The sequence below is a fragment of the Hydrogenovibrio thermophilus genome (genome assembly GCF_004028275.1).
In the GTDB taxonomy this organism is placed as follows: Bacteria; Pseudomonadota; Gammaproteobacteria; order Thiomicrospirales; family Thiomicrospiraceae; genus Hydrogenovibrio; species Hydrogenovibrio thermophilus.
In genome coordinates, this window is record NZ_CP035033.1 from 1083953 (window position 1) to 1110753 (window position 26801).

The following is a 26801-nucleotide window of genomic DNA, read 5'->3' on the forward strand; positions in this document are numbered from 1 at the left end:
ATTATGTCTTCACTAGCCACCAGCGTACCGGTTGAGTTGCTCAGTCGCATCGATTTGCTGGCGCAGTCGGCGCCGGTACCGCCTGTGATGGATGCCGCCGAAAAGCAAGCGTTGAAAGACAAAATCAAGCGTCTGCTCCAGGAAAAGAACGCTCAGCTGGTTGCGCACTATTATGTGGATGACGACCTGCAGGCATTGGCGGAAGAAACCGGCGGTAAAGTCGCGGATTCCTTGGAAATGGCCAATTTCGGCGCACAATCCGAAGCGGATATGTTGGTGGTGTGCGGCGTGCGATTCATGGGTGAGACTGCGAAAATGCTCAGCCCGGAAAAAACCATTCTGATGCCGGATTTGAATGCGACCTGTTCCTTGGATGAAAGCTGCCCGCCGAAAGAGTTTGCCGAGTTTTGTGCGCAATATCCAGATCATAAGGTCGTGGTGTACGCCAATACCAGTGTTGAGGTTAAGGCCTTGGCGGACTGGGTGGTGACGTCGGGCAATGCCTTGGAAATCGTCACCCATCTGAAAGAGCAGGGCGAAAAAATCATTTGGGCGCCGGACCGGCACTTGGGGCATTGGATTCAAAAAGAAACCGGTGTCGATATGATTCGCTGGCAGGGGCATTGCATCGTGCACGACGAATTCCAGATGTATGAATTGCAGTCCTTGAAAGAAAAACACCCGGACGCAAAAGTCATTGTGCATCCGGAGTCGCCCGCGGAAGTGGTTGATCTGGCCGATGTGGTTGGGTCGACTCGTGTGATGATTGACGCGGTGCAAACCCTGCCGGACCAAAAATTCATCGTGGCGACCGATTACGGTATCTTCTATAAAATGCAGCAATTGGCGCCGGAGAAAGAGTTGATTGTCGCGCCGACCGGCGGTAAAAGCGGGCATTGCATCAGTTGCGCGCATTGCCCTTGGATGGCGATGAATGGCTTGCATAATCTGGCCGCCTGTTTGGAAAACGAAACCGGTGAGATTCTAATCGAAGAGCCCATTCGTCAAAAAGCCTTGCAGTCGGTTGAGCGTATGTTGGAATTCTCGCGCGCCAAAGGGCTGGTGCAAAGCAAAGCATCCGGCGACTGAGGTCGGAGTGGCGTTCGTCGCCGCTTTGAAATATCTGGCCGATGTTCAGAATGTGTATTCCAATATTGGCGTGTCCGATGCGGTGATGGTGCAGTTAATGGATGCAAATTAGGCCAATATGTAAAAACTACCAGGCCTGGTGGTTTTAATTGAATTTTCAGGATGTTATGTGGCAGAGTTACAACGCATTTTAGGCATTGACCCCGGGTCTCGTAAAGCCGGTTTCGGCTTGATTGAGTCGGGCCGTTATCATCCGAGTTATTTGCTGAGCGGGGTGATTCGGGTTGAAAAGCTGTCCGGTGCCGAGCGTTTGAAAACCATCTTCGAATCCGTCTGCCAAATCATCGATCAATATCAACCGCAAGTGATGGCGATTGAAAAGGTGTTTGTTTACAAAAATCCCAATTCGGCAATCAAGCTCGGCCAGGCACGAGGTGTCATTTTGTGTGCCGCCGCCCTGAAAGAAATTCCGATTATGGAGTACACGCCGACGCAAATCAAAAGCACGATTGTCGGGCAGGGGCATGCCTCCAAAGATCAGGTGCAGTTTATGGTGCAAAACCTTTTAAAGCTGACCGAAAGCCCGCAGGAAGATGCCGCCGATGCCTTGGCCGCCGCCCTGTGCCATGATCGTTATTTAACCCTGGGCATCGACCCGGAAAAAATTTCCAAAGGTTCCAAGTTTTAAGGATTGTTATGATTGGTTTTTTATCGGGAAAATTACACGCCAAACGCCCACCGCAGATTTTGATTGATGTGAATGGCGTCGGCTACGAAATTGAAGCACCGATGTCCACTTTTTACGCCATCGGCGAAGCCGGCGCCGATGTGACGTTGCTGACGCACATGCATGTGCGGGAAGACGCCATGTTGTTGTTCGGTTTCGCCACTGAGCAAGAGCGCAATTTGTTCAAAGAACTGATTAAAGTAAACGGTATCGGTGCGAAAATGGCCATTGGCATTCTGTCGGCCATGTCGGTCAACGATTTTGTCGGGTTGGTGGATGTCGGTGATGCTCCGGCCTTGACCAAAATTCCAGGCGTGGGTAAGAAAACCGCCGAGCGTCTCGTAATCGAAATGCGTGACCGCTTGAAAGGCTGGGGCGCCGTGGACGGGGTGGCGCCTTCTGCGGGCACCGCAAGCCCGAAACTCGAAACGGTTGGAAACATGGCGCCAGCCATCGAAGCGCTGGTGTCCTTAGGTTATAAACCGGCGCAGGCCGAAAAAATGGTCAATGCAGTGGAGAAGGGCTTGAGTTTGGAAGAAACCATCAAACAGGCCTTGATGACCATCAAGTTATGAGAATCGGAAGCCGGCATTCTTCGGCTTCAAACTTTTTCAATGGTGTCTGACGAGGGCACCGTTAGAATATCGATAACCAATCACATAATCATCCGGCATGTATCGGATGAAAACGATACCCTGAAGCACTTGACCGGTGGAGGCAATAACGAAATTCAACTCAAAAAAGATAAGAGAAAGATTATAATGAGTTGCGTTATTCGATAAGTAGTCGACACTGAATAACACATTTGAATTTTGGCACAGCCAGACTTTTCTCAACAAGGCAGAATTTTGAAATGCTATCTCGATAACATGAGAAATTCTAACGATGTTGAGGTAAGTCTGGTGAAGCCCTTTCAGGTGGGCGTTTAAGCGCGCATCCTCGTTGTTGCGAATCTTGATAAAGGAATGACCTTTATCTGCAATTCGCGCCTAGAGGCTACTCGCTTAAACGTCCCACAAAATTTTAAATGCGTTATTCAGTGTCGACTAAGTAATGGCACTGAGCTAAGGTGACGGGTTTAAGATGATTGAAACGGATCGTATTGTCGGTGGACAGGCGTTAGAAGAAGACATGTATGTTCAGCCATCTGTTCGCCCACAGATGATTACCGACTACATTGGACAGCAGGCGGTTCGTGAGCAGCTTCAATTGTCGATTCATGCGGCGAAAATGCGTAACGAACATTTAGATCACGTTTTGTTATATGGCCCGCCAGGCCTGGGTAAAACCACGCTTTCCAATATCATCGCCCAGGAAATGGGCGTCACCTTACGCCAGACATCCGGACCGGTCATTGAAAAACCGGGCGATCTGGCCGCCATCTTGACGCGTTTGGAACCGAACGACGTTCTGTTTGTCGATGAGATTCACCGTCTCAGCCCGATTGTGGAAGAGATTCTGTATCCGGCGATGGAAGATTTCCAGATCGATATCATTATCGGTGAAGGGCCGGCTGCCCAGACCGTGAAAATCGATATTCCACCCTTTACCTTGGTGGGCGCGACCACGCGCGCCGGGCTGTTGACGTCGCCGTTGCGCGATCGTTTCGGTATCGTCCAGCGCCTGGAGTTTTATTCGGAAGACGAGTTGGCTCAGATTGTCAGTCGTTCCGCCAATATTCTCGGCATGGATACCCAGTTGGACGGCGCCTTGGAAATTGCACGCCGTTCACGCGGCACGCCGCGTATCGCCAACCGTTTGCTGCGTCGAGTGCGGGACTATGCCCAAGTGAAGGGGAACGGCATTATTACCGCAGACATTGCCGATGCCGCCTTGAACTTATTGGAAGTGGACCCGCTCGGTCTGGATAAGATGGACCGGCGACTGCTGGAACTGTTGATTGAAAAATTTGAAAGCCGCCCTGTGGGCATCGACAGCATTGCTGCGGCCTTAGGCGAAGAAAGAGGGACGATTGAAGATGTCATCGAACCGTTTCTTGTGCAGCAGGGCTTTTTAGTTCGTACGCCCCGGGGACGGGTGGTGACGCAAACCGCGTACCGCCACCTGGGGTTAGCACTACCGGAGAAATTTGAAGATGAATGAACATTCCTTGATGGAGTTGATTTTGGACGCCAGCCCGGTCGTTCAGGGTGTGATGTTGATTTTGTTGTTGATGTCAATCATGGCTTGGGCGATTACCTTCGCGAAATCCTATCAAATTCGTAAGGCGGCGGCCGAAGCCAAGGCCTTCGACGATGTGTTCTGGCAAACCACCGAGTTGACACAACTGTATAACCAAGTCGCTAATGAAGAGGATAAGCGTGGGAGTGCCTCGATTTTCGAAGCCGGTTTTAAAGAATTCGTCAATCTTAAGAAACAAGGTGTTTTGGATGCCTCCGATTTGATGAACGGCACGCAACGCGCGATGCGCGTAGCCTTTTCCCGTCAAGTGGAAACCCTGGAAAACCAAACCCCTTTGTTGGCGACGGTCGGTTCGTCCGCTCCTTACATTGGCCTGTTCGGTACGGTCTGGGGGGTCATGCACGCTTTCTCTTCTTTGGGGGATATTCAGAACGCGACTTTGGCGGCCGTGGCGCCGGGGATTTCCGAAGCCTTGATTGCAACCGCAATGGGCTTGTTCGCCGCGATTCCGGCTGTTATCGCCTATAACCGTTTGTCGGTTAAGGCCGACCGAGTGGTGGGGCTGTACGAAAACTTTGCCGAAGGCTTCCTGACCATTATCCAGCGTCAGGCGCACGCGCTTGAGAAGAAAATGGAAGCCGAACAGGGATGAGTCCGATGCGCAACTCTTTTCGTTCTCAATCCCGTAAACGCCTGATGTCGGAAATCAATGTGGTGCCGTATATCGATGTCACCTTGATTCTGTTGATTATCTTCATGATTACCGCGCCGATCGTTCAACAAGCGGTGACTGTCGATTTACCGCAAACGCCGCGAGTGCAAAATCAAAAACAGGCCGATGCCAAGCCGGTTGAACCGTTTGTCATTACCGTTACAGCGGACGGTCTTTACAAAACCTCCGAGGCTCCGGACACCGTACTGGGGCAAAAAGACTTGGCAAACCTGGTTGCAGAAGTTGTCGCACGCGCTCAGCTGAAGCCGAATCAACCATTTTACATTCAAGGGGATCGCCAAACGCCGTACGGTAAAGTGGTTAACCTATTTGTATTGTTGAAAGCCAATGGCGTTCAACAGGTTTCCCTTATGACGGAGCCTGAAGAGAAATAAGTATGTTTGCATTTGTTATTCGTCATCCTTTGGCCTTATCGGCCGCAGTCTTGTTGCATGTCGTTATTGCGATCGGTTTGGTTTTCGGTTCCTTTGATGATGACCCGATTTTGAAAGTGACGCTGCAAAGTGATTCCGAAGAAGGAGAAATCACTCAGGTTAAGCAGGTTGAACCGATGAAAACGTTTGCGGTTGATTCGGCATTGGTGAAGGAGCAGCTGGCCAAAATCAAGCAACAGGAAGAGGCCAAACGAAAAGAACAGGAAGCGTTGAAAAAACGCTCTGAAGCCGAAAAGCGCCGCTTGGCAGATTTGCAAAAGCAGCAATTGGAAGAAAAACGCAAAACGGAATTGGCGAAGAAACAGGCCTTGGCCGAAAAGCGCCGTGCCGAAGAAGCCAAGCGCTTGGCGGAAATCGAGCAGCAGCGTGTTGCGGCGGAGCAGAAACGGGCAGCCGAAGCCAAACGTTTAGCCGAACAGGCCAAAAAAGAAGCCGTATTGGCTGAGAAAAAGCGTGAGGAAGCCAAAAAAATGGTGGCCGCAGCCGAGAAACAACGTCAGGAAGAAGAGGCGAAAAAACGCGCGTTGCAAGAGCAAATCAAAAAGCAGAATGCTGAAAAGAAACGCCTAGAAGAAGCGGCACTCCAAGCGCGCTTGCAAAAAGAGCAACAGGAAGCCGAGACGGCGTTGCAGCAGCAAATTGCCGCGGAAGAAGCCAAGCGTCGTCAGGCCGCAAAAGAAAAAGAAATGCAGAGCCTGCGTGAGACTTATATTTCTTCGATTGCGGCCAGCGTTAAGGACAACTGGCGTACGGCGGCAAAAGTCTCGGATGAAGCTCAGTGCGTTTTGTCGATTACACAAACGCCGAAAGGCATGATCAGTGGTGTAAAAGTCGAACAATGTAATAAGTTTGCCAATGAACAGTTCCAAAAAGATGCGGTCAAGGCGGTGTATCGTGCCGAACCGCTCCCGGCACCACCGGTCAAGGAACTGTTTGAACGAAACATCAAGTTTATTTTTAACCCTTAAAATACAAAAGTTGCAGAGCTGAATCACAATGATGTCGAATATGAAGAAAGTTTCCCAGTATTTCATCGCGTTTCTATGGTTGTGGGTTGGAACGGCGCAGGCCGATCTGACCATTCAAATTGACCAGAGTTCGGACAGTGCATTACCGGTTGCGATTCTGCCGTTTGAGTGGCAGGGAAAAACCGTGACGCCGCCCGTAAATATGAGTGATGTCATCGGGAATGATCTGCTGCGCAGCGGTAAATTCCGCCCTGTGGCGGAAAGCCGTTTGCCGGCACGCCCGAAGACGTTGGATGAGGTTGATTTTGCTGAATGGAAGCAATTGGGAACCGACAATCTGTTGATTGGGCAATTGAAGGAAGACGCCAACGGGCATTATGAAATCGAAATGCGATTCATTGATTTGCTACGTAAGCAACAGGTCATCGGTAAGCGCTGGGTTAATATTCCAAAAAGTGCCTTACGCCAAGTGGCGCACAAAATGAGCGACCTGATTTACGAAGAGCTGACGGGGATCCGCGGCGCATTCAATACCCGTATCGCTTATGTGACGGTGAAGACTGTTGACGGTAAAAAACAATTCAGTTTGGAAGTGGCCGATTCGGACGGCTACAATTCACAACCGATTTTACGGTCAAGCAAGCCAATCATGTCGCCGAGCTGGTCTCCGGATGGCAAGCAGTTGGCTTATGTTACCTTTGAAAACGGCCGTTCGGAGATTGCCGTTCAAAGTTTGGATGGCAAAACGCGTGAAATCGTTGCCAGTTATAAAGGCATTAACGGTGCGCCGAACTGGTCACCGGACGGTCAGCATTTGGCACTGACCTTATCCAAAGATGGATCGGCCGATGTGTATATCATGAATATGAAAACCAAGAAGTTGCGACGATTGACACGTAACTGGGCGATTGAAACCGAAGCGGTGTGGGCGCCGAACGGGCACTCCTTGTTCTTCAATTCGGATCGCCGCGGCCAGCCGCAAATCTTCCAGGTTTTCTTGGATACCGGCGAAATTCGCCGTGTTTCCTTCGTCGGTCGTTATAACGCCAATCCGGCCGTGTCGCCGGATGGACGTTACGTCGCGATGGTTCACGCCAACGGGGGCTTTCACATCGGTTTGTTGGACTTGTATAATGATGAATTCAATATCCTGACAAAAACTTACCTGGATGAGTCTCCGAGCTTTTCGCCGAATGGTGAAATGATTTTGTATGCCATGAACCAAGGCGGGCAGGGTAAATTGGCAGTGGTTTCACCGAATAACAATACGACACAGATTCTAAGCGTTCAGAAGGGCGAAGTCCGTTCGCCGTCCTGGGGGCCTTTTCAGTCGAACTGAGACTGATTTACGAAACACATGACATTTAAGGAGTTGGGTATGTACAATCAACTGAAACTGGGCTTGGGCATTGCTTTAATTGCGTCATTGGCCGCGTGTAGCAGCAACCCGAAAACCGGCGAAAATGCCGATATGAACATCGATCCGGCAACGGATGATTCCGGCGTGGATTATGAAGAAAGAGCGCGTCTTGAGCTGGAGAAAGCCGATACCGGTGAAATCAATGAAGTCGAAGTCATGGGCGCCGGTGGTGCCACTGGCGCGGCGGTGAGCAGCGAAGAACTGGCCAGTCAGGATTTGAACGCCGCGAATCAATCCGTCACCGATATGGGGCAGACCTTCGAGCCGGTGATTTATTTCGGTTACGATCAATATATTGTGGACGATACCTCTCTGGAAACCGTGAAGCATTATGCGGCGATTTTGGTGGATAATCCGGATGAAAAGATTCAATTGGTGGGGCATACCGATGAACGGGGTACGCCGGAGTACAATTTGGCTTTGGGCGAACGTCGAGCCAAAGCCGTGGCGGAAGCTTTTATGTTGTACGGTGTGAGCGACGATCGAATCGATGTCATCACGATGGGTGAAGAAATGCCTGCGAATGAAGGGCACGATGAAGAAGCCTGGTCGAAAAACCGTCGAGTCGAAATCAAAGCACAATAATTTCCGGAGTCAATCACGATGGTAAAAGCTCTGACATCTGCAATGGCCCTACTGCTGGCGGTGGTCGGTTTTAGCGCAACGGTTCAAGCCGCCACTCAATCATTGGAACAGCGCGTCGAGCGTTTGGAGCGCCGGGCCGACAACCCGGTGTTGATCCAGTTAAGCCGTCGTCTGGCGGAACAGCAACGCCAAATTCAAGAGCTTTATGGTGAAATTGATCGCTTGAAATATCAGCTGTCGCAAACGCGTGACAAAATGGCGAAGCAATATCAGGAAACCGATGAGCGCATCAATCAATTGGAAACCCGCCCGGCCGGAAAGGCCGTCACAGCGGTGCCGGTGGTGAGTTCAGAGGCCGTAACATCAGTCGTTGAATCACGAGAAGCGACGAAAGAAGCGGCCGCCGAATCGAAGGCGAAGACCCATGCTATCCACCCGGCTACCGCCGAAGAAAAGAAAGCTTATGATCAAGCCTTTGGGTTGATTAAAAAATCGGATTACAAATCGGCTTCCGAAGCCTTTGCCAAATTCAAAAAACAATACCCGCAGAGTGAACTGGCCAGTAACGCTTCGTACTGGGAAGGGGAGTCTGAGGTGATTTTAGGGCATGACCAGAAAGCGCTGGAAGCCTTTAAAATGGTGTATGAAAAATACCCGGATTCCAGCAAAGCGCCGGATGCGCTACTGCGTTCGGCTGACATGCATCAGGAAATGGGTCAGGTTAAAGAAGCCAAGGCCTTATATGAAAAACTTTTGAAAGCGTTTCCTAAGGGTAAAGCGGCCACCAAAGCCGAGCAGCGCTTGAAAGATTTGAAGAGCAAATAAGGCAATAGGGAGTCACACTGTGAAAAAAGCCATTGTCTTGCTCTCCGGAGGCTTGGATTCGGCTACGGTTTTAGCCATTGCCCAGTCCGAAGGCTATGAATGCCATACCATGAGTTTCGATTACGGTCAGCGGCACCGAGCCGAGTTATTGGCGGCAGAACGGGTTTCTAAAGCCTTCGGTGCGAAAACACACCGGGTCATGTCGATGAATATGCGTGCGATCGGCGGATCGGCTTTGACCGATGATGCGATTGACGTGCCGACGACGGGCGTGGAAGAAAACCAGATTCCGGTGACCTATGTACCCGCCCGTAACACCATTTTCCTATCTTATGCTTTGGGGTTGGCCGAAGTGGTGGATGCGGATGATATTTTTATCGGCGTCAATGCCGTGGACTATTCCGGCTACCCGGATTGCCGTCCCGAATTCATCCAAGCATTTGAAGTCATGGCGAACCTGGCAACCAAAGCCGGGGTGGAAGGTCATAAGATGCATATTCGTACTCCTTTGATTGATTTGACCAAAAGTCAGATCATTCAGGAAGGCATTCGTTTAGGGGTGGATTACAGCCAAACCGTGTCCTGTTATCAGGCGGACGATTCCGGCGCTGCGTGCGGCGTTTGTGATTCTTGTCGGTTGCGTAAACAAGGGTTTGAAGCGGCTGGCGTGGCCGACCCGACGGTTTACGTGAACACGCACTAAAAAAGTTCGAAAAAAGCCTAAAAACAACTTGCCAAACCGCTCTCACCTTGTATAATACGCCCCATTCCAGAGAGGGTCGTTAGCTCAGCTGGTAGAGCAGTTGGCTTTTAACCAATTGGTCGCGCGTTCGAATCGCGCACGACCCACCATTTATGCAAATGGTCTTATCTAATTTGGAATCCTTTCATTATATTATGGGTCGTTAGCTCAGCTGGTAGAGCAGTTGGCTTTTAACCAATTGGTCGCGCGTTCGAATCGCGCACGACCCACCATTTTCCTTCATATTGAAATTGTTATTTTCCAAACCGTATTTAAACGTTCGGTCTTTTGCCGTGTTCAAGCAATGGTTTGTCTAGCAGATGGGTGGCTTGTCAGTTTGGGTTAGCAAGGGCGAAAACCGCCAGGCCTGGCGGTTTTTGAAATTGACGATACGCGGTTTATAGGTGGTCGGCGGCGATTTTACGTAAGGTCGGCACGGCCAATCCGAATTGGTCGGCAAACGTTAAAGCACGCGTTAAGCGTGCCGGAGCGGAACGGCCCATGCACTTATGTTCCAAGTCGCCGTGGATGGCTTCGTCTAGGCCCGCCATCAGCTTTTCCCGGTCTTGTTGAGAGTCCGTTAAAGCGTCCTGAATGTCCAAGACGTCTTGCGCTACAGCATTCATGACGTCGGCATGCTGGTGTTTAAGCTGGTCCACATTGCCGCCAACTTCCAAACCGGCAATGTTGGTGGTCAGAATGTAAAGATTCTTGCGCACCAGCTCGTATAAAAGTTCGTCTTCGTTGTCGAGCTGAACGCACGGTAAATCGACTTGTGAGAGGGCATTGAAAACCAGTTTGCTGTGCGGGGCGAAAACCGGTGACGGCAACACGACTTTGCTGTCCATGCCTTTTTTCTTCTCAAACCAAACGGAGATAACGGTCGGGTTTTGAAGGGCCGATTCCGCCCAATCCCGAGGCAGCAGTTCATTTTGCAGCAAAATCACCTTGTCGGCCCAGTTGGCCGGGCAGTTTTGGATGGCCTGGTGAATGTCGGCTTCACCGACAGCAATTAAAACGGCTTCGGGGTCCGGAATCTCATTCGCCATTTCGTCAATATTCTGATTGCGCGTTACGCCCTGGACGGGGTGCCCCAGTCGTAAAAAGCCACGTGCGAAGACACTGCCCAGTTCTCCCAGGCCGACAACAACAACGGTTTTTTTCATCGGTTTTCCTTTATTTTTTAAGTTTTTCAATCGCTTCCATTCGAGAAAGCGAAGCGATCGCTTGGATGGGGTAGATTGTAACTGAAAAACTTTTCAGGTTCATGTCGCAAAGTTTTTAAAATATGGGGCATAATGCATTAAAATAGTGCATAGTTAAAATGGATTTTGAGGAAGACAGATGCCGGCGCAAAAAGCAAAATTTACTTGGCATTACTATGCCATGGCCTTTGGTGTCCTGATGGCGTTACTGGGCATGACTTTGTCCGCATGGGGAGCCGTGGTCAGTGCATTGGGGTTCAGCATCATTTCACACCCGGCCTTGCCGTTTAAGGGACTGACTCGATTTATTTTCCTGGCGCTGTTCGTGGTGGTGTATATTCTGGGCTTTCCGGATGCCTCTGTGGTGCTGGAAATGATGGCGACGGATATCTCGAAGGCGTAATGTGATGGCCAGTAAGGCACTTGAAGATTATCTGAAAATCATCTACAAGCTTGAAGAAGCAAATGAGACCGATAAAGGGGTGAGTACGTCGGCGATTGCCGAGCGTTTGGCGATTTCGCAGGCCTCGGTTTCCAATATGCTCAAAAAGCTGGCGGATAAAGCGTTGATTCGTTACGAGCCTTATTATGGCGTGGCCTTGTCCGATGCCGGGCGAAAAGTGGCTTTGAGCATGATTCGCAAACATCGCATTCTGGAATTGTTTCTGGTGGAGCGATTGGGCTATCAGTGGGACGAAGTCGATGAAGAAGCGGAAGTTTTGGAACATGCCATTTCCGATAAGTTGACCAATCGGATGTGGGAAGAACTTGGACGTCCGACGGAAGATCCGCACGGTTCGCCGATTCCGGATGAATCCGGCGAAATGATTGAGCAGGCCGCGATTGGTCTGTCGCAAGCCGACCTGGAAACTACCCTGGAAGTGATTCGAATTCAAAACCGCTCGCCGGAAGAATTACGTTATTTGTTTTCGATTGGGCTGGTGAAAGGCGCAAAGGTGCGCGTTTTACAAAAAGCGCCGTTTGACGGACCGATTTCCATTGAAATCGCCGGAACGCAACACCCGCTGGACTTCCGTCTGGCTGAATCTATTTTTGTCGCTTGAGGCGATGAGGAGCCGTAAATCATGACGCACCCGATTAAGCAGAACGTCAACCTGGTCGAAATTCTGGCCGGGTTGACCACCGCGGTTGTCTGGATTGATAAGAACGAAAATATCGGGTTTATCAACTTGGCCGGAGCCGAGTTGCTGCAGCTCAGCGCTCAACGGGTTATCGGCATGAACTGGCGGTATATCTTGCCCCGTCTTTTGGATGATATTCATGCCTGTGGTACCGGCCGTTTAACGATTCACGAGTACACGATTCGTTTGCCGGATGCCCAGAAAATTCATGTGACCTGTACCATCTCCTATTATGAAATGGATGGCGACGACGGCTGGTTGATCGAACTTTACAACACCGAGCGCCACCATCGGATTGCTGAAGAAGACGAACGTTGGCATCAATATGAAGCCGGGAATCTGCTTGTGCGGACGTTAGCGCATGAAATCAAAAACCCGTTGGCCGGTATTTACGGCTCGACCCAGTTGTTGCAGAAACGTTTTCCGGATAACGACAAGGCCGATCAGTTCCTGGAAGTGATTCTGCGCGAGGTCAAGCGGCTGCAAAACCTGGTGGACCGCATGTTGGGGCCGAGAGGCGATGCGGATAAGGAACCTTATAACATTCACGAACTGATTGGCTATGTGATTGATGTCGTACGTGGCGAAAAACCGGATAACGTCTTTATCAAGCTGGATTATGACCCGAGTATCCCGGAGATTTCGATGGACTTCGAGGCGATGGTCCAAGCTCTGTTGAATCTGGTGAAGAACGCGATTCAGGCGATGGAAAAACACGGCGGCGTGCTGACGTTGAAAACCCGCGTCGAATCGAAGTTCACGCTCGGAACCAAGACCTATCCGCTGGTGGCCGTCATCAGTGTGATGGACGAAGGAGAGGGCATTGCACCGGATGTGTTCGATTCCATTTTTTATCCGATGGTGAGCAGCAAGAAGAGCGGTTCCGGTTTGGGGCTCTCGGTCTCGCAGAACATTGTACGTAAACACGGCGGCTTGATTGTGGCCCAAAGCGAACCTGGCAATACCGTGTTCAATATTTATTTACCGTTCGACCATAACCGCAGTGAAACTCAGCGGTTATTGCGTAAGGAACGGGGTTAAACATTTTTTAACGGAATTTAAGCGAAGCGGCTTGAGTGAACAGTAAACAAGCAAGCATGAGTTGATAGGAAAACGGCATGGAACAAGAAACAAACGGAAATCAATCGGACCCAGTGGTTTGGATCGTGGATGACGACGCCTCGATTCGATGGGTGTTGGCGGAATCCCTTGAGGACAGGCCTTATATCATTCGCGCCTTTGATTCGGCGTTTGAGGCTCTTCGCAACCTGCATGAAGAGCGTCCGACCGTGGTGATTTCGGATGTTCGCATGCCGGGTATGGACGGCTTGGAATTCATGGAAGCCATTCATGACCACGATAAGGACATTCCGGTTATTATCATGACGGCGCACGCCGACTTGGATACCGCAGTAAAATCCTTCCAAAGTCGCGCTTTCGAGTATCTGCCAAAACCGTTTGATATCGACGATGCGTTGATGATTATCGACCGGGCGGTCAAACGTCAAATGTCGGGCGGTAAGCGGGTGCGTAAATCCAAGCAGACCAAGCAGCCGTTGAATATCATCGGTTCGGCACCGTCGATGCAGGAAGTGTTCCGGATTTTGGGGCGTGTGTCTCAATTGGATGTGACGGTCTTGATTACCGGGGAAACCGGGACGGGGAAAGAGTTGGTCGCGCGTGCGCTGTATGAATTGAGCGGCCGTTCCAATCGACCGTTTGTGGCGATCAACACCGCGGCGATTCCACGTGATTTGTTGGAGTCGGAGTTATTCGGTCATGAGAAAGGGGCCTTTACCGGGGCGCACACTCAGCGCATGGGACGATTTGAAGAAGCCAATGGGGGGACGCTGTTTCTGGATGAAATCGGTGATATGCCGGTGGATTTGCAAACTCGTTTGCTTCGGGTTCTGAATGACGGCACCTTTTATCGCGTCGGCGGAAAAACCCCGATTAAAACCGATGTGCGCATTGTCGCCGCCACTCACCAAAACATGCAGGAGCTGGTCAAACAAGGGCGATTCCGTGAAGATTTGCTATACCGTCTGAACGTGATTCGAATCAAGGTGCCAGCCTTGCGTGAACGCCGCGAAGATATTTTGCCGATTGTGCGTTATTACTTGACCGAGGAAGCCAAAACCTACGGCTTGGAAGAAAAGCGCTTGAGCAAGCCGGTCGAAAAGTATCTGGCCGAATTGCCTTGGCCGGGGAATGTGCGCCAAATCCGCAGTTTATGCACCTGGTTGACCATTATGGCGCCGGATAAAACCGTGTATATGGAAGACTTGCCATTGGAACTGCAAAACGACTCAGAGCCGATGAGCGGCGTGGAAGGCGGTCCTGGCGATATGTCGGAAGATTGGGAAACGCCGTTGCGTCTCTGGGCGAAAAACTTCCTCAACGCCGGTCAATCGGAACTGCACACCGAAGCGGAGAAAATCTTCGAGAAAGCGTTGATTGAAGTGGCGATGAAACACAGCATGAACCATCGCCAGAAGGCCGCGCAGTTACTTGGGTGGGGGCGGAACACCTTGACGCGTAAAACCCAGGCATTGGGATTGGATGAGTAAGCCGAACGGCTGTCGTCCGTTTGGATGTAATCCCGGATGCTGAAAGAGTTCGTTCAATTCTATACCACGCCGTCCTCGCGTTTGGCACGCAAGATGGGCTTTCTGCATGAAGCCATCGCTATGTCGGCGCGCCATCAACGCTGTCAACAGTCCTGGCAGCCGCATTTCGAGCAATGTCAGGCCGCCATCCGCCAAGCGGTGGCGGAATGCACTTCCTTTCGCCACATCGTCGTTCTGGGCGCCGGTTCGCTGAATGACATCCCGTTATCGTTTTTAAGCCAGACATTCGCCTCCGTGACCTTGGTGGATATGGTGTTTTTGAAGCCGGCCCGTCGCCAGGCGGCCGAGTACGATAATGTGACCTTATTGGAAGCGGATGTCAGCGGTTGTTTGGCGAAGGTCGAACAGGGCGGAAGCGTTGTGGAGCCGCCGAGTTTGCCGGGGATTGAACCGGAAAAGGTCGATTGTGTGGTGTCCTTGAATCTGGCGACGCAATTACCGTTGATTCCGGTCCGTTGGCTGATGGACCGGTTCGGTTTATCGGAAGCGAAAGCCGATGCGTTTGGTAAGGCGCTGATTCAAGCCCATTTGGCGTATTTAAATCGGTTTGGCGGAGTGAAGTGTTTGATTGCCGACCGGGAAATGCGGGAATACGACCGCAGTGGTCGTTTAACCGATCAGTTGGACCCCGCTTGGGATGTGCCGTTACCGGCGTATGAGCTCGCTTGGGATTGGGAGGTCATTCCGTTCGGTGAATCCAGTGAGAATGCCGAGCTTTGCCAAAAGAACCGAGTGGGAGTATCGATTTGGCCGTCGAGAGAGGGAGCGGTTTAGAAAGTGCAGATATAAAAAACGACCAGGCCTGGTCGTTTTTTGAAGGGCGAGAGGGGGATGCGCTTACAGTGCTTCCGGCCCGGTCTCACCTGTACGGATACGAATCGTTTGTTCGATGGCGGTAACGAAGATTTTGCCGTCACCGATTTTGCCGGTTTGCGCCGTTTGAGTGATGGCTTCGATGACTTGGTCCACCTTATCCTCGCTCACGGCGATTTCCAATTTCAACTTCGGCAGGAAGTCGACGACATATTCAGCGCCACGATACATTTCGGTATGACCTTTCTGGCGGCCGTAACCTTTGACATCGATCACGGTCATGCCGTGTACGCCGATCTCATGTAAGGCTTCGCGTACATCGTCCAGTTTGAAAGGTTTGATAATCGCAGTAACCATTTTCATAAAAACCATTCCTCGTATTGGGATTTCATTTTATTTATTGTTGCAGAGCAAAAGCGTGAGCCTTGCCCATTCCAATGTTGCAACATTGAAATGGACGGCCGGTTAAGGCTAAGGCGTATTTTCCTGCGCTGAAAAATTATCTTCTGCATATTGTGCCAGCATTTGGCCCATTTGAATAGGGGTATTTTCCGCTATTTGTCCCAGGCCTGGCATTTTGCCTTCCGGGCTGAGTAGGATGACGGTGGACCCCATGTTAAAACGGCCAATTTCCTGGCCTTTGCTATAGTGTTGTTCGTCGTTTTGATAGTCCCAGTGTTGCAAAGTCGGCAAATAATCCGGGGTGATTTTGCCCTGCCAGACGGTTTCCATACTGCCGACGAAAATGGCACCGACCATGATCAGGCAGAAGGGCCCCTGTTCGTTCTCAAAGCGAATCACCAAGCGTTCATTACGGGCGAAGAGGCCGTCGACATTGCGGACCGTCGCCGGGTTGACGGCGAAGAGGTCGCCGGGCACGTATGTCATGGACAGCAGCTTGCCGTTGGCCGGCATGTGAATGCGGTGGTAATCCTGGGGAGATAGGTAGATGACACAGCTGTCGCCGTTGGTGTAGGTTTTGGCGTATTCGATGTCGCCGCCCAGCAAGGCTTCCAAAGAGTAGTCATGGCATTTGGCTTGAATCATGGTGTGGCCTTGAATGGCTTGCGATTGGCTGATGACGCCGTCCACCGGGCTGCACCAGGCCTGGTCGTTTCCGTCAATCGGTCGTAATTCGGGTTTCAGGGCACGGGTGAAAAAGGCGTTGAAATGCGGGTAGTTTTCGAAGTCCTCGTCTTCCGCTTCGGAGACGTCGATTTTGTAGGCCTTTGTCATCAATTTGATGGTGGTGTTCTTCACCCAAGGCTGGCGGATGTGCATAAACCAGTGCATGCCCTTCGACAGCAATTGCTGGGGCAAAAAGTACTGGGGAACGACCTTGAAAAAATCGGTAAATCGCATTCGGGGAAACCTGTCTCGTATTCAAAATAGTGAATGGCTGTTTGCGGTGCTCGGCGTTTGACGGAAGCCAGAAGCCGGGCGGGTTTGCCTGTGAAAATAAATTCGCGGGCAAACGCAAAGTAGCATTAAGGAACCGCTGCTTGAATCAGTTTGAGGTTCTGCGGGACTTAAAGCCCACCTATTCTAGGCGTGGCTCGCCGACCTTAGTCATTCTAAGGTCAAGATCCATAACAACGAAGAGGTGGGCTTTATGCCCCGCCCGAAGGGGCTTAGCCAAGTTTCCGACTTCTGCGTTATCCTTTTTCGCGGTATCCAGATGGCCCTTCAAAATGAGGCCTTGAAGACGAAAACTTGGCGTTGCCAGAATCCAAACCGATTCAATCAGAGGTTCCTTTAAAAAACAGTTGATTTTAATGTATAATTCGCGCGATTAACAGTATTACTTTTTAACAAGGAAATCGCATGTCGGAAATTAAAAAAGTCGTTTTGGCCTACTCGGGTGGTCTGGATACGTCAATTATCGCCAAATGGTTGCAAGAAGAATATCAGTGCGAGGTGGTGACCTTCACCGCCGATATCGGGCAAGGCGAAGAAGTGGAGCCGGCTCGTGCCAAAGCGCAAGCCATGGGCATCAAAGAAATTTACATTGAAGACCTGCGAGAAGAATTTGCACGTGATTTCGTTTTTCCGATGATGCGCGCCAATGCGATTTACGAAGGCGAGTACCGTTTAGGGACGTCCATTGCGCGTCCGTTGATTTCGAAACGCTTGGTGGAAATCGCTCAGGAAACCGGTGCCGACGCCATTTCTCACGGCGCGACCGGGAAAGGGAACGACCAAGTGCGTTTTGAGTTGAACGCTTATGCCTTGATGCCGGACGTCAAAGTCATTGCGCCTTGGCGTGAGTGGGATTTGCTGTCACGTGAAAAACTGATGGCCTATGCCGAAGAGCACAATATCAGTATCGAGAAAAAACAAGGCAAAAAATCGCCGTATTCGATGGACGCCAACCTGCTGCACATTTCTTATGAAGGCGGCATTATCGAAGATCCGGCCAACGAACCGGAAGAGGATATGTGGTTGTGGACGGTCTCGCCGGAAAATGCACCGGACGAACCGACCTATTTGACCATCGGTTATGAAAAAGGTGACATCGTTTCCATCAATGGTGAGGCGATGTCCCCGGCGACGGTTATGGAATACCTGAACAAGGTGGGCGGTGAAAACGGCATCGGTCGTGACGACCTGGTGGAAAACCGTTTTGTGGGCATGAAAGCGCGCGGCTGTTATGAAACTCCGGCCGGGACCATTATGCTGAAAGCACACCGTGCGATGGAATCCTTGACCTTGGACCGTAATGCGGCGCACTTGAAAGACGAGTTGATGCCGAAATACGCGGAAATGATTTACAACGGTTTCTGGTTCAGTCCGGAGCGTGAAATGTTGCAGGCACTAATCGATCAGTCGCAACAGAATGTCTCCGGTGAAGTCCGCTTGAAACTGTATAAAGGAAATGTGATTGTGGTGGGACGCACGTCCGACAACAGTCTGTTTGATGAAGACATCGCCACTTTCGAAGACGATGGCGGCGCTTATAACCACAAGGATGCGGAAGGTTTCATCAAGTTGAACGCATTGCGTTTGAGAACGGCTGCCAAGAAGCGCGGCAAGTAACGTTCAGGCCGAACTTGTCATGAAGACGCAACAGCCTAAACCGGTTCGCTGGACGGACTTGAATCGTCATCCGGTGATGTGGCTGGGCTTCGGTTTCGGTTCCGGTTTGGCACCGAAAGGGCCGGGGACCGCCGGCACACTGTTGGGATTGCTGTTATTTTTGCCCATTTTATTATGGAGCGAAGCGGCAGCCTGGAGCGTGTTGGCGTTGGCCTTGGTGTTCGGCAGTTATATTTGTGGTGAATCGGCGCGCCAAATCGGTGTGCATGACCACGGCGGGATTGTTTGGGACGAGTTTGCAGGCATCTGGTTGGTGCTGTTGGCTCTGCCGGAGCAATCTTGGCTCTATTGGACAATGGCGTTCATTTTTTTCAGAATTTTCGATATCGTTAAGCCTTGGCCGATTCGTTGGGCCGACCAAAAGGTGTCCGGCGGCTTTGGGATTATGCTCGATGACATAATGGCAGCTTGTTACGCCATAATTATTATTTGGGCCCTGCAAACTGGCTTTTTATAAGGCATTAAGGTATATTTCGAGAAAAATTAGATTTCATTAAATGAGAGCTTTGTACGAGTGGGGTGCGAAGAAAAAAAGAGAAAAAATCTGTTCGATTAAGGCGGAAAACGCAGCCATTGGCAAGTTTTTCAACGTAAATCGGGCGGATTTTAGCCTTTTTTACTCGTGCATCCATTTAGTGTAACGCTCTCTAAAATAACGGGTTAAAGAAGAATGTTTACGGCATGTGAAGATGTAAAACGACTGATTAAAGAAAAAAACGCGCAGTTTGTGGATGTGAGAACGCCAGAAGAATATGCGATGAACAAATTGCCGGGTGCGGTCAATATTCCCCTTCAGGATATCGACCGAGTTGGCGACAGCATGTTGAGCAAGGATTTGCCGGTGATTGTGTTTTGTCGTTCCGGTCAACGTTCACATATGGCGATGCAGATTTTGTTGTCTCTGGGCTTCGATGAAGTCTATAACATGGGGCCATCTCAAGCCTGGACGCAGTGTCCAGATTCTTAATGGCTTGCGCGTTCTTCGCGCGGACATAATGCATCCAAGATAAAAAAGCACCAGGCCTGGTGCTTTTTTTATAACTGGGTGTTTGTTTGATTGCACAACAACAGAAATCAAAGGGAAGATGATGAGACTTGCTTTGCATTGGCAGATATTAATCGCACTGGCCTTGGCGGTGGTGATGGGGGTGTGGACCGGCACCGAAGCACAGATTTTCGGGGTGCACTGGTTGGCGATTTACACTTTTATCGGCACTTTGTTCTTGAATGCCTTGAAAATGATTGTGGTGCCGCTGGTGGTGTCCGCCATCATTACCGGGGTGGCGAATGTCGGCCAGCATGGCGGTTTCGGGCGCTTGGGCGGTAAAACGCTGGGCTATTATGTTCTGACCAGCTTTTTGGCGATTCTCATCGGTCTGGCTCTGGTCAACTTATTGCAACCCGGCGTGTCCGAAAACGGTGTGCCGGTGATGGAAACCAACGATCAGATCATGAGTGCGATTTCCGGTAAGTCGGCCGGGGATGTGGTGGATGTTTTCCTGCGAATGATTCCGGTCAATGTGGTGGATGCCGCGGCCGAAGGTCAAATGCTCGGTTTGATTTTCTTCAGCTTGCTGTTCGGTTATTTCATGACCAAACTGAAAGGAGCGCATAAAGACACTCTGACGAATTTCTGGCAAGGGATTTTCGAAGTCATGATGATGATTACCGCCTGGGTGATGAAATTCGCACCTTTGGGGGTCTTCGGTCTGGTGGCGGCCTCGGTCGCGAAAACCGGCTTTGACCAGTTCGGTCATTTGGCGTTGTTCTTTTTGACGGTGTCCTTGGCGTTGGGCGTGCACTTCCTGGTGGTCATGCCGATTCTATTGCGCGTTTTGGGCGGGGTGAAAAATCCGTGGTTGCATTATCAGGCCATGGCGCCGGCGATTCTGACGGCCTTTTCCACCAGTTCGTCCTCATCGACTTTGCCGATTACCATGAATGCGGTGGAAACCCGTGCCGGAGTGTCCAACCGCGTGTCGAGTTTTGTGTTGCCGCTGGGCGCGACGGTGAATATGGACGGCACCGCGTTGTATGAATGTGTGGCAGCGGTGTTTATCGCACAATTATTCGGTGTGCCGCTGGACTGGAGTACGCAACTGTTGATTGTGGTGATTGCCTTGACAACATCCATTGGCGTGGCGGGGATTCCATCCGCCAGTTTGGTGGCCATCAGCATTATTTTGGTGGCGGTCGGTTTACCGGCGGAGGCCATTGGGTTGTTGCTGGTGGTGGACCGGTTATTGGATATGATGCGCACTGTGGTGAATGTGTTCAGTGACTCGGTCGGGGCTGTCGTCATCGCGCGCTCCGAAGGCGAAGACCAGGTGTTGGTCTCCAAGCATTTTTAAGGTGGGTTTGTGAAGATTATCATCACGGAATTGGCCGGGTTGACGCCCGGCGAAGAGCACAACGAAACCATTCTCGCCCGTTTCTCGGAGCGTTTGCCGGAACTGGAGCATGACCTGGTTCAGGATTTATCGCACATCAGTCATTTCGCCAATTACATGGGCGGCATGGCGCTGGATGCCGTCATTTATCAAAAAGATAACCTCTATCGTCTGGATTACCATTATCCGTGGGAAATCAACTGGAGTTGTGCCGATCAGATGGAGCAGGGCGTCATGAACGACAAAGTGCGTTTTACTTTGGCCGAAGACGGCGAAGTGCACTTCAAGCTACTGAAATTAGATTAGTTTAGAATGCGACACTAGGCCTTAGCGTGCGACCAGTTCAAGGGTTTGGTTGGACCAGACTTTGAGGACTTCGGTTTCCGGACGCCAGTCGCCCAACACCCAACGATGTTTGACTTGGCCGTCCTGTTCGATTTGATGTAAATAGGGGCGGTGGGTGTGTCCGTGCACCAGGTGACGGCATTGTGGGTGACGCTGTAACAGCTTTCTGACCGCCGCTTCGTTCACGTCCATAATGTTTTCCGCTTTATTGAGGTTGTATTTCTGAGAGTTGGCGCGCATGTTTTCGCCAATGGCGACGCGCTTGTGCTCCGGCAATTTCAGAAACAACCAGGTCACCAGGCGATTGCGTAACAGAAGACGCATGCGCTGAAACGCTTTGTCGTCGGTGCAGAGCGAATCCCCATGCAACATTAAGATCGGCAAACCATACAGGTTGACCAACGCCGGTTCTTTCAAAAACTGAATGCCGGTGGCGTCGAAAAAAGCCCGCCGCATCAGAAAATCCCGATTCCCGTACATCAGATAAATCGGCAGGCCGTGTTCGGTGAGGTGTTTGAACTTACGAATCACCGTGGCGTAATGCTCAAGGCCGTGGTCGTCGCCGACCCACATTTCGAACAGATCGCCGATGATGTAAAGCGCATCGGCTTTCGGCGCGTCCTGGTCCAGGAAGCGGTAGAACGCCTGGTTGATCGGATGGGTGTCATCCGGTTGCAAGTGTACGTCGGCGGTAATTAAAGTATGCGGCATATCAGCCATCGCTTTACCCAATCAGTCGGTTTCTTTGACGAGGGTTTTTTCGATGATGATGTCTTCAACCGGGACGTCCTGGTGGCCACGGCGAGTGGTGGTTTCGACTTTGGCCATCTCATCGATGACGTCCAAGCCTTCCACGATACGTCCGAATACCGCATACCCCCAACCGTGCATGTCTTTCGATTTGTGGTCGAGGAAATCGTTGTCTACCAGGTTCATGAAAAATTGTGTGGTGGCGGAATGCGGGTCCATGGTGCGGGCATAAGACAATGAACCGCGGACGTTTTTCAAACCGTTGTCGGCTTCGTTCTCAATCGGCTCGCCGGACGGTTTTTCTTCCATGCCCGGTAACATGCCGCCGCCCTGAACCATGAAGCCAGGAATGATGCGGTGGAAAATAGTGCCGTTGTAAAAGCCTTCCATAGCGTAATGCACGAAATTTTCGGCGCCGATCGGCGCATTTTCGTGGTCGACTTCGACGGTGATATTACCCATATTGGTTTGAAATGTGACTTGTGTCATGCGATTTCCTTTGATGATATTTTTTGAATTCGGGTGTTTGTGTGTTGTTTGGATTGTTTAATGGGGACGCGATGTGCCCATTCAAGCATGCAATCGATAAAACCACCAGGCCTGGTGGTTTTATCGATTTGGCAAATTACGCAAGCTTATTGAATTTGCGTGACCTTAATGATTTCCACGGTCTGCAAGGGGACGTCGCCCATGCCGTTTTTAAAGCCGGTTTGCACCTGACGGATTTGATTGACGACGCGCATGCCTTTGATGACGCGCCCGAAAACCGCATAACCGTAAGCGCGTGGGGTTTTCTCACGGAAGTCCAGGAAGGTGTTTTGCGCGACGTTGATGAAGAATTGCGACGTTGCGGAATGCGGGTCGTTGGTTCGGGCCATAGCTAAGGTGCCGATGCGGTTGCGTAAGCCGTTGTCCGCTTCATTTTGAATCGGCGCATGGGTCGGTTTTTTCTGCATGTCCGGCGTGAAGCCGCCGCCCTGAATCATGAAATTGGAAATGACACGGTGGAAAATAGTGCCGTCGTAGAAACCTTCATGAACATAACGCAAAAAGTTTTTGACGGTTTCGGGCGCTTTCTCCGGGTACAGTTCGGCTTCAATGTCGCCCATGCTGGTCTGAATCAGGACCACCGGGTTTTTGGTGTCTTTGTTGGTCTCGGCGGCGCTGGCTTGAAAACTCAGCAGGCTGAAAAAGAGCGTAAAGATAAAAGCGCGTTTTGTCATGATGTTCTCCAAGATTGTCACGGCTTAACGTCCGTTTGATATCGGACCGGATGTCATTGCATTCAATAGTGTTTCACTGTGGGGTAGCATTCTAACACGACCGGTCTTTTTGGATGACGCAAATCACCATGCCAAGTATTGAAAAAAGCCTACAAAACTCATGAAAAAAGCGTACGAATCGTGATGGAGGATGGCGAGTTTTATCTCGGTTTTCACTCCGATGACGATTGGCAATTTCCTGTATAGATGGGGTATTTCGGCGTCTTTTTAGTGTTATAATGTTGCGTTATTCTAAACGTATGCGTTGGCGTAACGATTCGGGTCGCTCACGGGGTGAGCTTGAATCGGTTCTGCGACAGCACTTGCACCCACTATTCTGATATTTTTCGATAGGTTTTTTTGGACATGAGTCAAAACACGAACGCCGCTGTTGATAAGCCCACCAATTTCATTCGCAACATCATCGATGACGATTTGGCGAATCACAAATACGAAACGGTCATTACGCGTTTCCCGCCGGAGCCGAACGGTTACCTGCACATCGGGCATGCGAAATCGATTTGTCTGAACTTCGGGTTGGCGGAAGATTACCAGGGCGGCTGTAATCTGCGTTTTGACGATACCAATCCGACGAAAGAAGACGTCGAATATGTGGACGCCATTAAGGAAGACGTGACCTGGTTGGGCTTTCAATGGGCCGGTGAACCGCGTTATTCCTCCAATTACTTCCAAAAGTTCCACGACTATGCGGTGGAGTTGATTGAGAAAGGTTTGGCCTATGTGTGTTTTCTGAACGCCGAACAAACCCGTGAATACCGCGGTACTTTGACCGAGCCAGGGAAAGACAGCCCGTATCGCGATACGTCGGTGGCGGAGAATCTGGAATTGTTCGTTAAGATGAAAAACGGCGAATTTAAGGAAGGGGAATGTGTGTTGCGTGCCAAAATCGATATGGCGTCATCGTTCATGTGTATGCGCGATCCGACGCTGTACCGTATCCGTTATGCGCACCATCACCAAACCGGTGACGAGTGGTGTATTTACCCGATGTATGATTTCGCACACTGTATTTCCGACGGTATTGAAGGGGTGACGCACTCCCTGTGTACCTTGGAATTTCAGGACAACCGCCGGATTTACGATTGGTTGTTGGAACATCTGGACGATTTCAATAAGCCGGACCGCCCGTTCCAGTATGAGTTCTCACGTTTGAACCTGGAATACACCGTCATGTCCAAGCGGAAATTGATGCAATTGGTGGAAGACGGTTTGGTGTCGGGGTGGGATGACCCGCGTATGCCGACCTTGTCCGGTTTGCGCCGTCGAGGCGTGACGCCGGCGGCGGTTCGTGATTTCGCGGAACGCATCGGGATTTCCAAGGTCGATAGCATGACGGAAATGGGTATTCTGGAAGCGGCGATTCGTGACGATTTGAATGTGGTGGCACCGCGCACCATGGGCGTGATTGACCCGATTAAACTGGTTATCGAAAATTACCCGGAAGGCGAAGTGGAAGCTTTGCAAGCGCCGGTGCATCCGCAGAACGAGGCAATGGGCAAACGCGAAATCTCCTTCAGCCGAGAATTGTATATCGACCGCGCCGATTTCATTGAAGAAGCGCCGAACAAAAAATGGCAACGCCTGGCTTTGGACAAGGAAGTGCGTTTGCGTAACGCTTATGTGGTGAAAGGGTTGCGTGCCGAAACCGATGCGGATGGAAACATCACTACCGTATATTGTTCTTACGACCCGGAGACTTTGGGCAAGAACCCGGCGGATGGTCGTAAGGTGAAAGGGGTGATTCACTTTGTGGAAGCCTCCAAAGCCTTACCGGCGGAGTTCCGTTTGTATGACCGTTTGTTCTCGGTACCGAATCCGGCCAAGGAAGACGATTTTGAAGCCGTCATCAACCCCGAGTCATTGGTGGTGAAAAACGGTTTTGTCGAGCCGGGTATGAAAGACGCCGAGCCGGAACAAGCGTATCAGTTTGAACGTGAGGGGTATTTCTGCCGTGACAACCAAGCCGGAGACGCGTTGGTGTTCAATAAAACCGTTGGTCTAAGAGATACATGGAGTCAGAAATAGTGGCATTACAGATTTACAATACCGAAACCCGACAAAAAGAAGTCTTTAAACCCATTCATGAAAATCAAGTGGGCTTGTATGTCTGCGGAGTCACGGTTTACGACTATTGCCATGTCGGTCATGCACGGGTGATGGTGGTGTTCGATACGGTGGTGCGCCACCTACGCGCTTTGGGTTATGACGTCACCTATGTGCGTAACATCACCGACATTGACGATAAGATTATCCAGCGTGCCTTGGAAAACAAAGAACCGATTCAAGAATTGACGGCGCGTTTCATCGACGCTATGCATGAAGATGAAAAAGCGCTGAATGTGCTGCGTCCGGATATGGAGCCGAAAGCCACTGAGCACATACAGGACATCGAGCAGATGATCACCAGCCTGGTCGATAAGGGTTACGCTTATCCGGCGGAAAACGGTGATGTGTATTTCCATGTGAAGGCCGACGACGATTATGGTCGCCTGTCCGGTAAACACATCGACGAACTGGATTCCGGTGCGCGAATTGAGGTGAATTCCTTTAAAAAAGACCCATTGGATTTCGTGTTGTGGAAAGCCTCGAAAGAAAACGAACCGGCCTGGCAATCTCCGTGGGGTGACGGCCGTCCTGGTTGGCACATCGAGTGTTCCGCCATGTCCACCAAATGTCTGGGGAACCATTTCGACATTCACGGTGGCGGACTGGACTTAAGCTTTCCGCACCATGAAAATGAAATTGCCCAGTCGGAGTGTGCGACCGGTGAGCATTATGTGAATACTTGGATGCACTGCGGCTTCGTGCGCATCGATGATGAAAAAATGTCGAAGTCGCTGGGCAACTTCTTCACCATTCGCGAAGTCTTGAAACAATACCATCCGGAAGTGATTCGTTACTTTCTGCTGGCGAGCCATTACCGTAGCCCGGTGAATTATTCCGAAGAGAACCTGAATGTGGCCAAAGCCAGCGTCGGGCGGTTGTACTCGGCATTGGAAGCAGTGGAATTGGCTGGAGACGCGGAAACTTCAACGAGTTTCACCGATGAGTTTGTCGAAGCGATGAACGATGATTTCAATACCCCGCAAGCCTTAGCGGTGTTGTTTGAATTGGCAAAAGAGGTCAATAAACAGAAATCACCAGGCCTGGCCGTTTTGTTGAAACAATTGGCAAACCGTTTAGGCTTATTGGAAATGACGCCGGAAGCCTTTTTCAAATCGCAGCCGTCTGATTCGGCTTTGACCGATGAAGTCATTGAACAATTAATTCAGGAGCGTGCCGAGGCGCGACAAGCGAAAAATTTCGCACGCTCCGACGAGATTCGTGACCAGTTGTTGGAGCAGGGTGTCGAATTGCTGGATAGCCCGCAAGGCACCAGTTGGCGAAGAGTTTAACGGAATCAAACGCTTAGCGTCGGCTTATAACCATTTTAAAAATGTGGAAATAAGTCGCTGTTATTTTTAAACTTTTTTCATATTAGG

Annotated in this window: 29 protein-coding genes and 2 tRNA genes; 25 read left to right on the forward strand and 6 right to left on the reverse strand. The window is 50.7% G+C overall.

Features of this window, described 5'->3' with window-relative positions:
• Positions 1 to 3 precede the first annotated feature (3 nt).
• The 13 genes from nadA to EPV75_RS05060 all read left to right on the forward strand — a co-directional run bounded on the left by nadA (position 4) and on the right by EPV75_RS05060 (position 9898).
• Positions 4 to 1089, forward strand: a complete 1086-nt coding sequence (gene nadA / locus EPV75_RS05000) for a quinolinate synthase NadA (RefSeq protein WP_128384665.1) — start codon at positions 4 to 6, stop codon at positions 1087 to 1089.
• Positions 1090 to 1258: 169 nt separating this feature from the next.
• A complete protein-coding gene (gene ruvC, locus EPV75_RS05005; RefSeq protein WP_029937734.1) occupies positions 1259 to 1777 on the forward strand; it encodes a crossover junction endodeoxyribonuclease RuvC in 519 nt (172 codons plus the stop codon).
• Between the two features lie 8 nt (positions 1778 to 1785).
• Positions 1786 to 2391, forward strand: a complete 606-nt coding sequence (gene ruvA / locus EPV75_RS05010; protein ID WP_029937735.1) for a Holliday junction branch migration protein RuvA — start codon at positions 1786 to 1788, stop codon at positions 2389 to 2391.
• A gap of 556 nt (positions 2392 to 2947) precedes the next feature.
• Positions 2948 to 3919 (forward strand): Holliday junction branch migration DNA helicase RuvB, encoded by a 972-nt coding sequence (gene ruvB, locus EPV75_RS05015; protein ID WP_404811344.1) that lies wholly within the window; start codon positions 2948 to 2950, stop codon positions 3917 to 3919.
• Positions 3912 to 4610 (forward strand): protein TolQ, encoded by a 699-nt coding sequence (gene tolQ / locus EPV75_RS05020; RefSeq protein WP_029937738.1) that lies wholly within the window; start codon positions 3912 to 3914, stop codon positions 4608 to 4610. The genes ruvB and tolQ overlap by 8 nt, the downstream gene beginning before the upstream one ends.
• A gap of 5 nt (positions 4611 to 4615) precedes the next feature.
• A complete protein-coding gene (locus EPV75_RS05025) occupies positions 4616 to 5065 on the forward strand; it encodes an ExbD/TolR family protein (RefSeq protein ID WP_029937739.1) in 450 nt (149 codons plus the stop codon).
• Positions 5066 to 5067: 2 nt separating this feature from the next.
• Positions 5068 to 6093: a cell envelope integrity protein TolA gene (gene tolA / locus EPV75_RS05030; protein WP_128384666.1), complete on the forward strand. Its 1026-nt coding sequence runs from the start codon at positions 5068 to 5070 to the stop codon at positions 6091 to 6093.
• 40 nt (positions 6094 to 6133) lie between these two features.
• Positions 6134 to 7432, forward strand: a complete 1299-nt coding sequence (tolB, locus tag EPV75_RS05035) for a Tol-Pal system beta propeller repeat protein TolB (protein ID WP_128384667.1) — start codon at positions 6134 to 6136, stop codon at positions 7430 to 7432.
• Between the two features lie 39 nt (positions 7433 to 7471).
• A complete protein-coding gene (locus EPV75_RS05040) occupies positions 7472 to 8098 on the forward strand; it encodes an OmpA family protein (protein ID WP_192894040.1) in 627 nt (208 codons plus the stop codon).
• An 18-nt stretch (positions 8099 to 8116) separates the two neighbouring features.
• On the forward strand, positions 8117 to 8923 hold the full coding sequence (gene ybgF / locus EPV75_RS05045) for a tol-pal system protein YbgF (RefSeq protein WP_128384669.1): 807 nt from the start codon (positions 8117 to 8119) through the stop codon (positions 8921 to 8923).
• Positions 8924 to 8942: 19 nt separating this feature from the next.
• Positions 8943 to 9626, forward strand: a complete 684-nt coding sequence (gene queC / locus EPV75_RS05050) for a 7-cyano-7-deazaguanine synthase QueC (RefSeq protein ID WP_029937744.1) — start codon at positions 8943 to 8945, stop codon at positions 9624 to 9626.
• Positions 9627 to 9699: 73 nt separating this feature from the next.
• Positions 9700 to 9775, forward strand: a tRNA-Lys gene (locus EPV75_RS05055).
• Positions 9776 to 9822: 47 nt separating this feature from the next.
• Positions 9823 to 9898, forward strand: a tRNA-Lys gene (locus EPV75_RS05060).
• A 165-nt stretch (positions 9899 to 10063) separates the two neighbouring features.
• Here the strand turns inward: EPV75_RS05060 and EPV75_RS05065 are convergent.
• The gene (locus EPV75_RS05065; protein ID WP_128384670.1) at positions 10064 to 10831 is read right to left on the reverse strand and encodes a hypothetical protein; all 768 of its coding nucleotides are present in this window, start codon (positions 10829 to 10831) and stop codon (positions 10064 to 10066) included.
• A 178-nt stretch (positions 10832 to 11009) separates the two neighbouring features.
• Between EPV75_RS05065 and EPV75_RS05070 the strand changes: the two genes are divergently transcribed.
• From EPV75_RS05070 to EPV75_RS05090, 5 genes are all read left to right on the forward strand, one after another.
• Complete coding sequence (locus EPV75_RS05070) at positions 11010 to 11273, forward strand: hypothetical protein (RefSeq protein WP_128384671.1); 264 nt, start codon at positions 11010 to 11012, stop codon at positions 11271 to 11273.
• 4 nt (positions 11274 to 11277) lie between these two features.
• Positions 11278 to 11934 carry a metal-dependent transcriptional regulator gene (locus tag EPV75_RS05075; RefSeq protein ID WP_128384672.1) on the forward strand — a complete coding sequence of 219 codons (657 nt, stop codon included), beginning with the start codon at positions 11278 to 11280 and terminating at the stop codon, positions 11932 to 11934.
• Between the two features lie 21 nt (positions 11935 to 11955).
• Positions 11956 to 13053, forward strand: a complete 1098-nt coding sequence (gene glnL, locus EPV75_RS05080) for a nitrogen regulation protein NR(II) (protein ID WP_029937748.1) — start codon at positions 11956 to 11958, stop codon at positions 13051 to 13053.
• A 77-nt stretch (positions 13054 to 13130) separates the two neighbouring features.
• On the forward strand, positions 13131 to 14582 hold the full coding sequence (gene ntrC / locus EPV75_RS05085; RefSeq protein ID WP_128384673.1) for a nitrogen regulation protein NR(I): 1452 nt from the start codon (positions 13131 to 13133) through the stop codon (positions 14580 to 14582).
• A 36-nt stretch (positions 14583 to 14618) separates the two neighbouring features.
• Complete coding sequence (locus tag EPV75_RS05090) at positions 14619 to 15416, forward strand: hypothetical protein (RefSeq protein ID WP_128384674.1); 798 nt, start codon at positions 14619 to 14621, stop codon at positions 15414 to 15416.
• Between the two features lie 63 nt (positions 15417 to 15479).
• Here EPV75_RS05090 and EPV75_RS05095 read toward each other — a convergent pair whose 3' ends face one another.
• Together EPV75_RS05095 and asd are read right to left on the reverse strand one after the other, a co-directional pair.
• The gene (locus EPV75_RS05095) at positions 15480 to 15818 is read right to left on the reverse strand and encodes a P-II family nitrogen regulator (protein WP_068648249.1); all 339 of its coding nucleotides are present in this window, start codon (positions 15816 to 15818) and stop codon (positions 15480 to 15482) included.
• 108 nt (positions 15819 to 15926) lie between these two features.
• A complete protein-coding gene (gene asd / locus EPV75_RS05100; protein ID WP_128384675.1) occupies positions 15927 to 16817 on the reverse strand; it encodes an archaetidylserine decarboxylase in 891 nt (296 codons plus the stop codon).
• Between the two features lie 462 nt (positions 16818 to 17279).
• On the opposite strand from asd, the gene EPV75_RS05105 reads away from it, so the two are divergent.
• The 5 genes from EPV75_RS05105 to EPV75_RS05125 all read left to right on the forward strand — a co-directional run bounded on the left by EPV75_RS05105 (position 17280) and on the right by EPV75_RS05125 (position 21247).
• Entirely contained in the window at positions 17280 to 18491 is a 1212-nt protein-coding gene (locus EPV75_RS05105; RefSeq protein ID WP_127119901.1) for an argininosuccinate synthase, read from the forward strand.
• Between the two features lie 19 nt (positions 18492 to 18510).
• Entirely contained in the window at positions 18511 to 19008 is a 498-nt protein-coding gene (locus EPV75_RS05110; protein ID WP_128384676.1) for a phosphatidylglycerophosphatase A family protein, read from the forward strand.
• Between the two features lie 213 nt (positions 19009 to 19221).
• A complete protein-coding gene (locus EPV75_RS05115) occupies positions 19222 to 19518 on the forward strand; it encodes a rhodanese-like domain-containing protein (RefSeq protein ID WP_029937755.1) in 297 nt (98 codons plus the stop codon).
• Between the two features lie 118 nt (positions 19519 to 19636).
• The gene (locus EPV75_RS05120) at positions 19637 to 20902 is read left to right on the forward strand and encodes a dicarboxylate/amino acid:cation symporter (protein ID WP_225972403.1); all 1266 of its coding nucleotides are present in this window, start codon (positions 19637 to 19639) and stop codon (positions 20900 to 20902) included.
• A 9-nt stretch (positions 20903 to 20911) separates the two neighbouring features.
• Positions 20912 to 21247, forward strand: coding sequence for a hypothetical protein (locus EPV75_RS05125; RefSeq protein ID WP_128384677.1), 336 nt, complete (start codon positions 20912 to 20914; stop codon positions 21245 to 21247).
• 21 nt (positions 21248 to 21268) lie between these two features.
• On the opposite strand, the gene EPV75_RS05130 is transcribed toward EPV75_RS05125, so the two are convergent.
• From EPV75_RS05130 to EPV75_RS05140, 3 genes are all read right to left on the reverse strand, one after another.
• Complete coding sequence (locus EPV75_RS05130) at positions 21269 to 21997, reverse strand: UDP-2,3-diacylglucosamine diphosphatase (protein WP_128384678.1); 729 nt, start codon at positions 21995 to 21997, stop codon at positions 21269 to 21271.
• A 21-nt stretch (positions 21998 to 22018) separates the two neighbouring features.
• The gene (locus EPV75_RS05135) at positions 22019 to 22525 is read right to left on the reverse strand and encodes a peptidylprolyl isomerase (protein WP_128384679.1); all 507 of its coding nucleotides are present in this window, start codon (positions 22523 to 22525) and stop codon (positions 22019 to 22021) included.
• A gap of 146 nt (positions 22526 to 22671) precedes the next feature.
• Positions 22672 to 23259, reverse strand: coding sequence for a peptidylprolyl isomerase (locus EPV75_RS05140; RefSeq protein ID WP_128384680.1), 588 nt, complete (start codon positions 23257 to 23259; stop codon positions 22672 to 22674).
• A 405-nt stretch (positions 23260 to 23664) separates the two neighbouring features.
• On the opposite strand from EPV75_RS05140, the gene EPV75_RS05145 reads away from it, so the two are divergent.
• Positions 23665 to 25344 (forward strand): glutamine--tRNA ligase/YqeY domain fusion protein, encoded by a 1680-nt coding sequence (locus tag EPV75_RS05145; RefSeq protein WP_128384681.1) that lies wholly within the window; start codon positions 23665 to 23667, stop codon positions 25342 to 25344.
• Positions 25344 to 26714 (forward strand): cysteine--tRNA ligase, encoded by a 1371-nt coding sequence (gene cysS, locus EPV75_RS05150; RefSeq protein ID WP_225972404.1) that lies wholly within the window; start codon positions 25344 to 25346, stop codon positions 26712 to 26714. Before EPV75_RS05145 ends, cysS begins: the two co-directional genes overlap by 1 nt.
• The last annotated feature ends 87 nt before the right edge of the window (positions 26715 to 26801 follow it).